This is a genomic window from Archangium minus (assembly GCF_044360475.1).
In the GTDB taxonomy this organism is placed as follows: domain Bacteria; phylum Myxococcota; class Myxococcia; order Myxococcales; family Myxococcaceae; genus Archangium; species Archangium minus.
In genome coordinates this window covers 5,462,439-5,474,967 of sequence record NZ_CP043494.1, presented here as the reverse complement: position 1 = coordinate 5,474,967, position 12,529 = coordinate 5,462,439, and the positions used below count along the sequence as shown (strand labels likewise).

The window sequence follows — 12,529 nt, the reverse complement described above, 5'->3', positions numbered from 1 at the left end:
CTCTACGTCCCGCTCGACCCGGCCTACCCTCGCGAGCGTCTGGGCTTCATCGTGGAAGACGCCCAGCTGCGCTTCCTCGTCGCCCAGTCCGACGTCACCGACAGCCTGCCTCCCCACTCCGCTCACATGCTGCTGCTCGACAAGGACGCGGAGACGTTGTCGCGCGCTCCCGTCAGCAACCCCTCGCGTGCGGCCTTCAGCAGCAACCTCGCCTACCTCATCTACACCTCGGGCTCCACGGGCCGCCCCAAGGGCGTCTCCATTGAGCACCGCAACGCCGTCTCCTTCCTCTTCTGGGCTCGCTCTGTCTTCTCTCCCGAGCTTCTCTCCGGCTTGCTGGCTTCCACCTCCATCGCCTTCGACCTGTCCGTCTTCGAGCTCTTCCTCCCCCTGAGCCTCGGCGGCACTGTCATCCTCGCAGGCAATGCCCTGGAGCTGCCCAACCTCCCTGCCTCTCAGCGCGTCTCGCTCGTCAACACCGTCCCCTCCGCCATCTCCGAGCTGCTTCGCTCCGGCGGCCTCCCCTCCTCCGTCCGCGTCGTCAACCTCGCTGGCGAGCCTCTTGCCACCTCTCTCGTCCAGCAGCTCTACCAGCAGCCCGGCCTCTCCCTCGTCTACGACCTCTACGGCCCCTCCGAGACCACCACCTACTCCACCTTCACCCTCCGCCACTCCGACAAGCCCGCCACCATCGGCAGGCCCATCTCCGGCACTCAGGTCTACTTGCTCGACGAGCGCCTGCGGCCGGTGCCCACGGGCGTACCCGGTGAAGTCTTCATCTCCGGTGCCGGTGTCTCCCGCGGCTACCTCGGCCGCCCCGAGCTCACCGCCGAGAAGTTCATGCCCGACCCGTTTGGCTCTACGCCGGGCGCGCGCATGTACCGCACGGGCGACCTCGCTCGGTACCGCGCCGATGGCAACCTTGAGTACCTCGGCCGCACTGACTTCCAGGTGAAGGTGCGCGGCTTCCGCATTGAGCTGGGTGAAATCGAGACCGTTCTCGACAAGCACCCCGGTGTGCGCCAGGTGGTGGTGGTCGCTCGCGAGGACAGGCCCGGTGACAAGCGCCTGGTGGCTTACCTCACGCCCTCAGGCCAGCAGGCGCCCACCACCGCAGAGCTGCGTGCCCACCTCAAGCAGCACCTGCCCGAGTACATGGTGCCCTCTGCCTTCGTGGTGCTTGAGCAACTGCCGCTCACGCCCAACGGCAAGGTGAACCGCAAGGCCCTGCCCACTCCGGAGGCTCCTACCGACTCCGCGACTGAATACATCGCCCCGCGCACCCCCACCGAGGAGCAGCTCGCCGCCATCTGGGCCGAGGTGCTCGGGGTGCCCCGCGTTGGTGCCGAGGACAACTTCTTCGAGTTGGGCGGCCACTCGCTGCTGGCGACCCGTGTCCTCTCTCGCCTGCGCACCACCTTCCAGGTGGAGCTGCCTGTCCGCGCCCTCTTCGAGGCCTCGACCCTCTCCGCGCTCGCGGGAAGGATCGACGACGCGAACACCCGACAGGCTCGCGGTGCGCAGCAGGCGCCTCCGCTGAAGTCCGTTCCACGCACCGGTGACATCCCGCTGGCCTTCTCCCAGCAGCGGCTGTGGTTCCTCGATCAGCTCGAGCCCGGTAGCCCCGTCTACAACATCCCCTACGCGCTCAGGCTCTCAGGCTGGTTGGACATCGAGGCCCTGCGTCGCGCCTTCGAGGAGCTCGTGCGCCGTCACGAGTCCCTGCGCACCACCTTCTCCTCTCACGACGGTCAGCCCGTCCAGCTCATTGCTCCGGCACTCTCCGTCCCCCTCGACCTCCTGGATCTACGAGACGTGCCCGTCGCCGAGCGTGAGGCGCGAGCTCAGGTGCTAGCGCGTCAGGAGGCCCAGCACTCCTTCGACCTGGCCAACGGCCCGCTCCTGCGTACGAGCCTGCTGCGCCTGGATTCCGAGGACCATGTGCTGGTGCTGGTCATGCACCACATCATCTCTGATGGCTGGTCCATGAGCGTGCTCGTGCGCGAGGTCGCCTCGCTCTACGCCGCCTTCGCCGCGGGCCGGCAGCCCACCCTGCCGCCCCTGCCCATCCAGTACCCGGATTTCGCTCTCTGGCAGCGCTCCTGGCTGCAGGGGGAAGTCCTCGACGCGCAGCTGCGCTTCTGGAAGCAGCAGCTCTCCGGTGCTCCCGCGCACCTGGAGCTGGCCACCGACAAGCCGCGTCCTCCGGTTCAGACCTTCCGGGGTGACAGCGTGCGCGTGGCTCTGCCCAAGGCGCTCTCCGAGTCCATCAAGGCGCTCTCCATGCGCCTGGGCGTCACCCCCTTCATGACGCTGCTGGCTGGCTTCCAGGCGCTGCTGCACCGCTACTCGCGCCAGGACGACATCTCCGTCGGCTCTCCCATCGCCGGCCGCCGCAGCACCGAGCTCGAAGGCCTCATCGGCTTCTTCATCAACACGCTCGTCCTGCGCTCCCGCTTCTCCTCTGGCATGTCCTTCCGCGAGCTGCTGCTCCAGGTGCGCGACACCACCCTGGCCGCCTACGAGCACCAGGACCTGCCTTTCGAGAAGCTCGTTGAGGAGCTCCAGCCCCAGCGCGATCTCAGCCGCTCGCCGCTCTTCCAGGTGATGTTCATCCTGCAGAATGCGCCGGCGGAAGCTATCCAGTTGCCGGGCCTGGCCCTGCGTCAGCTGCCCCAGTCCAGTGGCACATCCAAGTTCGACTGGACGCTCGCGTTCACCGACACGCCCAACGGCTTCACCGGCGGCCTCGAGTACAACGTCGACCTCTTCGAGCGCGACACCATCGTGCGTGCCACCGAGCACCTGCGCATCCTGCTCGAGGCCGCGGTGGCGCGCCCGGAGACCCGGCTCTCCGAGCTGCCCCTGCTCTCCAGCGCCGAGAAGCACAAGCTCCTCGTTCAGTGGAATGACCTCCCGCTCGACTACCCGCGCGAGGCCACCCTCCACGAGCTCTTCGAGGCTCAGGTAGAGCGCACGCCTGATGCCGAAGCCCTCGTCGACGGTACCCGCTCGCTCACCTATGCCGAGCTCAATGCTCGCGCCAACCAGCTTGCGCACTCGCTACGCTCCCTGGGCGTGGGTCCCGAGACTCCTGTTGGTATTTGCGCCAGGCGCTCGGCTGACCTCGTCGTGGGCCTGCTTGGCATCCTCAAGGCCGGTGGCCTCTACGTCCCACTCGACCCGGCCTACCCTCGTGAGCGTCTGGGCTTCATCGTGGAAGACGCCCAGCTGCGCTTCCTCGTTGCTCAGTCCGACGTCACCAACAACCTGCCTCCCCACTCCGCTCACGTGCTGCTGCTCGACAAGGACTCCGAGTCCCTCTCTCGCGCCAGCACCCGCAACCCTGCACATGCTGCCTTCAGCAGCAACCTCGCCTACCTCATCTACACCTCGGGCTCCACGGGCCGCCCCAAGGGCGTCTCTATTGAGCACCGCAATGCTGTCTCTTTCCTCTTCTGGGCTCGCTCTGTCTTCTCTCCGCAGCTCCTCTCCGGTCTGCTCGCCTCCACCTCCATCGCCTTCGACCTGTCCGTCTTCGAGCTCTTCCTCCCTCTGAGCCTCGGCGGCACTGTCATTCTCGCGGGCAACGCCCTGGAGCTGCCCAACCTCCCTGCCTCTCAGCGCGTCTCGCTCGTCAACACCGTCCCTTCCGCCATCTCCGAGCTGCTTCGCTCCGGCGGCCTCCCCTCCTCCGTCCGCGTCGTCAACCTCGCTGGCGAGCCTCTTGCCACCTCTCTCGTCCAGCAGCTCTACCAGCAGCCCGGCCTCTCCCTCGTCTACGACCTCTACGGCCCCTCCGAGACCACCACCTACTCCACCTTCACCCTCCGCCACTCCGACAAGCCCGCCACCATCGGCAGGCCCATCTCCGGCACTCAGGTCTACTTGCTCGACGAGCGCCTGCGGCCGGTGCCCACGGGCGTACCCGGTGAAGTCTTCATCTCCGGTGCCGGTGTCTCCCGCGGCTACCTCGGCCGCCCCGAGCTCACCGCCGAGAAGTTCATGCCCGATCCGTTCGGCTCTACGCCGGGCGCGCGCATGTACCGCACGGGCGACCTCGCTCGGTACCGCGCCGATGGCAACCTTGAGTACCTCGGCCGCACCGACTTCCAGGTGAAGGTGCGTGGCTTCCGCATTGAGCTGGGTGAAATCGAAACTGTCCTCGACCGTCACCCGGGCGTGCGCCAGGTGGTGGTGGTCGCTCGCGAGGACAGGCCCGGTGACAAGCGCCTGGTGGCCTACCTCACGCCCTCGGGCCAGCAGGCGCCCACTACCGCGGAGCTGCGCGCCCACCTCAAGCAGCACCTGCCTGAGTACATGGTGCCCTCTGCTTTCGTGGTGCTTGAGCAACTGCCGCTCACGCCCAATGGCAAGGTGAACCGCAAGGCCCTGCCCGCCCCGGAGGCCCCCTCCGACTCTGGTACCGAGTACATCGCTCCGCGTACCCCCACCGAGGAGCAGCTCGCCGCCATCTGGGCCGAGGTGCTCGGGGTGCCTCGCGTCGGCGCCGAAGACCACTTCTTCGAGCTCGGCGGCCACTCGCTGTTGGCCACTCGTGTCCTCTCTCGCGTGCGATCCGCCTTCCAGGTAGAGCTGCCCGTCCGCGCCCTCTTCGAAGCGCCCACGCTCTCTGCACTCGCGCTCAAGCTCGACGAAGCCCAGCGCTCACGCCGAGCGCCGCGAACCTCGCGCCTGCGCTCCATCGTTCGCGAAGGCGACATCCCGCTGGCCTTCGCGCAGCAGCGGCTGTGGTTCCTCGATCAGCTCGAACCCGGCAGCCCTGCCTACAACCTCCCCATCGCCAACAGGCTCTCGGGCCCCTTGAACACCGAGGCACTGCAACGCGCCTTCGAGGAGCTCGTGCGCCGTCACGAGTCCCTGCGCACCACCTTCTCCGCCCGCGACGGTCAGCCCATTCAGGTCATCGCGCCCTCCCTCTCCGTCCCGCTCGAGGTGGTGGATCTCCAGGAGGTGCCTGCCGCCGAGCGTGAGACTCGGGCTCGCGACCTGGCCCGACAGGAGGCCCTGCGCCCCTTCGACCTGGTCAACGGTCCGCTCCTGCGTGCCACCCTGCTGCGCCTGGGTGCCGACGACCACCTGCTGGTGTTCGTGATGCACCACATCGTCTCCGACGGCTGGTCCATGGGCGTGCTCGTGCGTGAGGTGGCCACCCTCTATGTGGCCTATGCTTCCGGCCAGCAGCCGTCCCTACCGGCTCTGCCCGTCCAGTACGCCGACTTCGCCCTCTGGCAGCGCTCCTGGTTGCAGGGAGAAGTCCTCGACGCGCAGCTGCACTTCTGGAAGCAGCAGCTCTCCGGCGCGCCCTCGCACCTGGAGCTGCCCACTGACAAGCCGCGTCCCCCGGTTCAGACCTTCCGGGGTGACAGCGTGCGCGTGGCTCTGCCCAAGGCGCTCTCCGAGTCCATCAAGGCGCTCTCCATGCGCCTGGGTGCCACCCCGTTCATGACGCTGCTGGCTGGCTTCCAGGTGCTGCTGCACCGCTACTCACGCCAGGACGACATCTCCGTCGGCTCGCCCATCGCCGGCCGCCGCGACGCTGAGCTCGAGGGCCTCATCGGCTTCTTCGTCAACACGCTCGTCCTGCGCTCCCGCGTCTCCCCCCAGGCCACCTTCCGTGAGCTGTTGCTCCAGGTGCGTGACACCACCCTGGCCGCCTACGAGCACCAGGATCTGCCCTTCGAGAAGCTCGTCGAGCAGCTCCAGCCCCAGCGCGATCTCAGCCGCTCGCCGTTCTTCCAGGTGATGTTCGTCCTGCAGAACGCGCCGACGGAGGCGTTGAGGCTGCGGCAGGACCTCACGCTAAAGCCGGTGGCACTGGCGGGCGGCACGTCCAAGTTCGACTGGACGCTCGCGCTCACCGACACGCCGGAGGGCTTCGCGGGAGGCCTCGAGTACAACATTGACCTCTTCGAGCGAGACACCGTGGTGCGAGCCATGGAGCACCTGCGCATCCTGCTCGAGGCCGCCGTGGCGCACCCGGAGGCCCGGCTCTCCGAGCTGTCTCTCCTCTCGGAGGCCGAGCAGCGCAAGCTGCTGGTCGAGTGGAACGACACCCACCACGCTGACGCCCCGCGCGACGCCACGATCCACGAGCTCTTCGAGGCCCAGGCCGCGAGGACGCCTGACGCGCTCGCCGTGCTCTTCGGGCAGCAGTCGCTCACCTTCCGGGAGCTCGACACGCGCGCCAACCAGCTCGCTCACGCACTGAGGGGCCTCGGCGTCGGGCCCGACATCCCCGTCGCCCTCTGCGTCGAGCCCTCGCTGGAGATGGTCATCGGCCTGATGGGCATCCTCAAGGCGGGTGGAACCTACGTGCCACTCGATCCGGCGCACCCGGCCGACCGGCTGTCCTTCATGATGGAGGACTGCCGCGCGCCGCTCCTCCTCACCCAGGCGCACCTGGTGGGCACCCTGCCCGCGTTCTCCGGACAGGTGCTCCGGCTGGACACCGACTGGCAGTCCCTGTCCGTCCACGGGGATGCGCCGCTGCGGCACCAGACCACGCCGGACAACCTCGCGTACATCATCTACACCTCGGGTAGCACCGGCCGGCCCAAGGGCGTCATGGTGCCGCACCGCGGGGTGCCCAACCTCGTCCAGGCCCAGGCGCGAGCGTTCGGCATCCGCCCAGGCAGCCGCGTGCTCCAGTTCGCCTCGTTCAGCTTCGACGCCTCGGTCTCCGAGGTCGCCGTCACGCTGCTGTCGGGCGCCACGCTCTGCCTGGCTCGCCGGGACGCGCTGATGCCGGGGCCCGGGTTGGTGGCCCTGCTGCGCGAGCAGGCCATCAACGTGGTCACCTTCCCCCCGTCCCTGCTGGCGCTGCTCCCCAGCGAGGGGCTGGACTCTCTGCACACCGTCGTCTCCGCGGGAGAGGCCTGCTCGCCCGAGCTCGTCTCGCGCTGGGCCTCGCCTGGGCGCCGCTTCCTCAACGGCTACGGCCCCACGGAGACCACGGTCTGCGCCACGATGGCCACCTGCGTCCCCAATGGTCAGCGTCCGCCCATCGGCAGGCCGCTGCCCAACGTTCAGCTCTACGTCCTCGATGAGCACCAGCGGCCCGTGCCCATCGGCGTGCCGGGCGAGCTCTACATCGGTGGCCTGGGAGTCTCGCGCGGCTACCTCAACCGCCCCGAGCTCACCGCCGAGAAGTTCATCCCGGATCCGTTCAGTGGAGAGGCCGGCGCTCGCCTGTACCGCACGGGCGATCTGGTGCGTTACCGCGCGGATGGCAACCTCGAGTACCTCGGCCGCACGGACTTCCAGGTGAAGGTGCGTGGCTTCCGCATCGAGCTGGGAGAGATCGAGTCCGTGCTCGACAAGCACCCCGGCATACGCCAGAGCATCGTCATCGCTCGCGAGGACAGGCCCGGTGACAAGCGGCTGGTGGCGTACCTCGCGCCCTCGAGCCAGCAAGCGCCCACCACGGCGGAGCTGCGTGCCCACCTCAAGCAGCACCTGCCCGAGTACATGGTGCCCTCCGCCTTCGTGGTGCTCGAGCAGTTGCCGCTCTCGCCCAACGGCAAGGTGGACAGGAGGGCGCTGCCAACTCCGGAGGCCACGGTCTCCGGCTCCGAGTACATCGCCCCGCGCACGCCCATCGAGGAGCTGCTCGCGGGCATCTGGGCCGAGGTGCTCTCGGTGCCTCGCGTCGGCATTCGGGACAACTTCTTCGAGCTGGGCGGCCACTCGTTGCTCGCCACGCGTGTGACGTCCCGCGTGTTCCAGGTCCTGGAGCGGCGCGTGAGCGTGCTCACCCTCTTCCAGAACCCGACGATCGAGCTCCTCGCCGAGGCGCTGCGTCAGCAGCAAGACGCCTCGGACGCTCCACGCGCGCTGGTGAAGCTACAGGCCGGAGAGCCCCACCTGCGGCCGCTGTTCCTCGTCCACGCGGCCGGCGGTGGCGTCATGAGCTACACGGATCTGGTCGGCCATCTCGGGGCGGATCGCCCGGTCTACGGGCTGCACGATCCCGCGCTGGACGGCGCCGAGCCAATGCCGGCCTCGGTGGAGGCAATGGCGCGCCACTACGTCGCACAGGTTCGCGAGGTCCAGCCCCACGGCCCTTACTACCTGGGCGGCTGGTCGTTCGGCGGTGTGTTGGCCTTCGAGATGGCGCAGCAGCTCCAGGCCGCCGGCGAGAAGGTGGACCTGCTCACCCTGTTCGACACGCACGCGCCCGGGAAGAAGGGCGAGGTGGACGAGGTCAACCTGCTGAGCGCCTTCTGCCACAACCTCGGGCTGTCCTGGCGGGACCTCCCGCTGGACTCCGAGCGCCTGCTGCAACTCAATGGCCGGGAGCGGCTGGCGTACGTGCTGGAGCAGGCCAGGGGTGTCGTGGGAGGCGGGGCCGTGGTCGACCTCGACCAGGCGTGGCGCCTCTACGAGACCTTCATGCGCCACATCCGAGCGCAGCAGAGCTACGAGCCCCGCCCCTACGCGGGTTCCGCCGTGCTATTCAAGGCCAGTACGCAACCAGAGGGAGTCGCGCCGGACGGCCGACTGGGTTGGAGTGCGTGGATCACCGGCGCGCTCGAGGTCCAGGAAGTGCCCGGAGCGCATCACACGATGCTGAATGAACCCCACGCCGCCCCCCTGGCGGAACGGCTCACCCATCACTTGAAGACGTTGGATCAGCGGGAGGCGGCATGAGTACCCCCACCCCCATCGCCCCTCAGGGCTCGATGCGGACCTTTGGCATTACCTGGGCGGGGCAGTTGCTCTCCCTGATCGGCTCGGGGCTGACCAGCTTCGCGCTCGGCATCGAGGTGTACAAGCGCACCGGCTCCATCACCAAGCTGTCGCTGGTTACCTTCTTTGCCACCGTGCCGTACGTCCTGCTGTCGCCCATTGCCGGTGCGCTGGTGGATCGGTGGAACCGCCGCACGGCGCTGTTGCTCAGTGATTTAGGCGCGGGCATCTGCTCGCTCTTCATCTGGGGGCTGATCGCCGCGGGCGAGGCTGGCTACTGGAAGCTCGAGACCTGGCACTTCTACCTGCCGTTCGCGCTGAGCTCGCTCTTCGCGGCGATCCGCGGTCCGGCGCTCGCCGCGGCCACGTCGCAGCTGGTGCCCAAGCAGCACCTGGGCCGAGCCAACGGCATGCTCGAGCTGGCCAACGGAGCCAGCCAGATCATCGCGCCGGTGCTCGCGGGTGCGTTGGTGGTCCGCATCGGGTTGCAGGGCGTGGTGCTGATCGACCTGGCGAGCTACGTCATCGCCGTGGGGAGCCTGCTGCTCGTCCGCTTCCCGTCCTTGCCTCCCTCGACCCAGCAGACCGCGGACAAGCCCTCGCTCTTGAAGGAGGTGGCCTACGGCTGGAACTTCATCCGGACGCGGCCCGGGCTGCTCGGGCTGCTGATGGCCTCCATCCTTCCCAACCTGCTCTACGGGCTGGTGACGGTGCTCATCACGCCGCTGGTGCTGAGCTTCTCGAACGCGGAGACGCTGGGGCTGATCCTCTCGCTGGCGGGCCTGGGCATGCTGGCGGGAGCCATCACCATGAGCATCTGGGGAGGCCCCAAGCGGCTGGTCCGGGGCGTGCTCGGCTTCCAGTTGATGTCTGGCCTCGTGCTGCTCGGAGGCGGTCTGCCCGCGAGCACGCTCGTCGTCACGCTGTGCGCGGGGCTGTTCCTCTTCACGATGCCGCTGATGATGGGGACCAGCCAGAGCATCTGGCAGCGCAAGGTGGCCCAGGGCGTACAGGGACGCGTCTTCGCCGTGCGCCGGATGATCGCCATGGCGGTGTCGCCCGTGGCCACGCTGCTGTCAGGCCCCTTGGCGGACCGGGTCTTCGAGCCCTTGCTGGCTCCAGGTGGCGCGCTCGCGGGGAGTGTCGGGCGCGTGGTGGGCACGGGCCCCGGACGCGGCATCGGCTTCCTGTTCGTCGTCATGGGCGTGTTGATGGCGGTGAACGTGCTCGTCGTCTGGATGTCCCCGCGCGTGCGCAACCTGGAGAGCGAGCTGCCGGATGCCGTCCCGGACAAGACCGTCACCCACCTGCCTGAAAACCCCGGTGCCGAGGGCGAGCCCGCTCTCTCCGCCGCCTCTGGAGGCTCGAAGTCATGAAGAAGCTGTGGCAGATGCTCAAGATGCTCCCGCCGGTGGTGGCGGCGGCGACGCCCGGCGTGGGTCCCTTCCTGGCCCGTGGCCGCTGGCCGCGCACGCAGGGGGCGCTGACGGCTCCGGGACTCAACGGGCCCGTGGAGATCATCCGGGACAAATGGGGCGTGCCGCACATCTTCGCGAAGGACGAGCATGACTTGTTCTTCGCCCAGGGCTACGTGCAGGCGCAGGATCGGCTCTGGCAGATGGAGATGGGCCGCCGGATCTCCGATGGCACGCTGGCCGGGATGATGGGTCCGGGCGCGCTGCCCGTGGATCGCATCATGCGAACCATGGGCCTGCGGCGGGCCGCCGAGCGTGCCTGGGCCCATGTCCAGGGTGAGGCGCGCACCATCGCGGAGGCCTTCGCCGAGGGCGTGAACGCGCGCCTGAAGGCCGAGCCGCTGCCGCTCGAGTGCTCCATCTTCGGCGTCACCCCGGCGCCCTGGACGCCGGTGGACATCCTGACGCGAGGCAACATGCTGGCGCTCGCGCTGGGTGGCAACCACCGGCTGGAACTGTTCCGGGCGCGCCTGCTGGCGGAGGTGGGCGAGGAGCTCACCGCGATGATCCTCCCCTCGCACGCGCCGGAGACGCCGCTCATCGTGCCGCCCGAGGCCATGAACCTCCGAGGCCTGGCCGGCGTGACGAAGCTGGAGGGACTGGACAAGGTGGACGCGCTGCTGGGAGACCCGAACATCGTCTCGGGCAGCAACAACTGGGTGGTGCACGGCAACCGCACGGCGAGCGGCAAGCCCCTGCTGGCCAATGACGTGCACATCGGCCTGGGGCTCCCCTCCACCTGGTACGAGAGCGGCCTGCACGGTGGGCGCTTCAACGTGGTGGGCTTCACGCTGCCGGGCGTCCCCATGGTGGTGGTCGGCCACAACGGGCGCATCGCCTGGGGCATGTCCAACCTGGGCCCCGACACCCAGGACTTCTACATCGAGAAGCTGGACGACCCGAAGGCCCCCAAGCGCTACGAGTTCAAGGGCGAGTGGCACGACCTGGAGGTCCTCCGCGAGCAGATTCCGGTGAAGGGGGGCGCACCGGTGCCGCTGGAGATCCGCCTCACCCGGCACGGCCCCCTCATGAACAGCGTGCTCGGCCCCCAGGTGAAGCCGGACTCCGAGCCCCTGGCGCTGCGCTGGGCGTTGCACGACAGCGGGCCGCTGCTCCAGGCGCTCCTGCAGATGAACACCGCGGGGAGTTGGAAGGACTTCCGCGCGGCGCTCGAGCTCTGGGAGAGCCCGGGCCAGAACTTCGTGTACGCGGACGTCGAGGGCAACATCGGCTACCAGGCCACGGGGAAGATCCCCATCCGCGCCGCGGGGCACCAGGGGCTCGTGCCGGTGCCGGGCTGGACGGGCGAGTACGAGTGGCAGGGGTGGATTCCCTTCCAGGATCTCCCAGCCTCGCTCAACCCGCCCGCGGGCTTCGCGGCTACGGCGAACAACAAGATCACCTCGGACGACTACCCCTACCTGATCGCCCACAACTGGTTCCCAGGGTACCGCGCCAAGCGCATCACGGATCTGCTGGCGGCGAGCACGAAGCACACCGTCGAGGACATGCGCCGCATCCAGGCGGAGACGTACTCGCTGCCAGCCGAGGCGCTACGGCCCTACCTGCTGGCAGCGGCGCAGCCGGCGGACGCCCTGCAGACGAAGGCGCTCGAAGAGGTGAAGTCGTGGGATCTGCGCTTCGAGACGGACCGCATCGGCGCGACGGTGTTCCAGAGCTGGTACATCACCCTGCTGCGCAACCTGCTGAGCAACAAGCTCGGCAAGGAGCTGGTGAATCGCTACCTGGCGAGCGAGTACGAGCGCCACGGCAGCATGCACATGCCCTGGGTCATCGGGCTGATGGAGAAGCCCGACAGCGAGTGGTTCCAGGACTCGAAGACGCCCGGGAAGAAGAAGGAGACGCGGGACGAGCTGGTGCGCCGCAGCTTCGCCGAGGCCGTGCAGTGGATGAGCCAGAAGTACGGGCCGGACATGGCCGGCTGGCAATGGGGCCGAGTGCACACGGTCACGTTCATCAACGCGCCGCTGGGGCGAATCGGCCCGGCGTTCGTGCGGCGCGCGTTCAACAGCAAGACGCTGCCCGCGCGGGGTGACAACTACTCGGTGGACGGCTCGTCCTTCCTGTGGAGCAGGCCGTATGAGGTCGTCCACGGCACGGCGCTCCGGATGATCATCGACCTGAATGACTTCTCGAAGTCGGTGGGCATCCACACCCCGGGACAGAGCGAACACCTGTACCACCCGCACCGCGACGACATGATGGAGATGAGCCAGAACGTGGAGTTCCACCCGCTGCTCTTCACGCGGCAGCAGGTGGAGACCCACGCGGAGGGCACGCTGACGCTCCAGCCCGCCACCGCGCTCGCGAAGCAGGGGTGA

At 68.5% G+C, this 12,529-nt stretch carries 3 protein-coding genes (1 of these 3 running past the window's edge); all 3 read left to right on the top strand.

Going from position 1 to position 12,529, the window contains the following annotated elements; genetic code table 11:
• Tightly spaced (each overlapping or abutting the next), the 3 genes in view from F0U60_RS22490 to F0U60_RS22480 form a layout consistent with a single transcriptional unit that may run on beyond the window.
• Positions 1-8,673: the 3' end of a non-ribosomal peptide synthase/polyketide synthase gene (locus F0U60_RS22490; protein ID WP_395823134.1), read on the top strand. It extends 24,003 nt beyond the left edge of the window; 8,673 of the gene's 32,676 nt are visible here — the last part of the coding sequence; its start codon lies off the left edge, out of view; its stop codon occupies positions 8,671-8,673.
• Positions 8,670-10,088 carry an MFS transporter gene (locus F0U60_RS22485; protein ID WP_395823132.1) on the top strand — a complete coding sequence of 473 codons (1,419 nt, stop codon included), beginning with the start codon at positions 8,670-8,672 and terminating at the stop codon, positions 10,086-10,088. Before F0U60_RS22490 ends, F0U60_RS22485 begins: the two co-directional genes overlap by 4 nt.
• On the top strand, positions 10,085-12,529 hold the full coding sequence (locus tag F0U60_RS22480) for a penicillin acylase family protein (RefSeq protein ID WP_395823130.1): 2,445 nt from the start codon (positions 10,085-10,087) through the stop codon (positions 12,527-12,529). The genes F0U60_RS22485 and F0U60_RS22480 overlap by 4 nt, the downstream gene beginning before the upstream one ends.

Excerpts from the sequence above, each read along its gene's own strand:
- F0U60_RS22480 (WP_395823130.1), top strand. The coding sequence starts at position 10,085 with ATGAAGAAGCTGTGGCAGATGCTCAAGATGCTCCCGCCGGTGGTGGCG.
- F0U60_RS22485 (WP_395823132.1), top strand. The coding sequence starts at position 8,670 with ATGAGTACCCCCACCCCCATCGCCCCTCAGGGCTCGATGCGGACCTTT.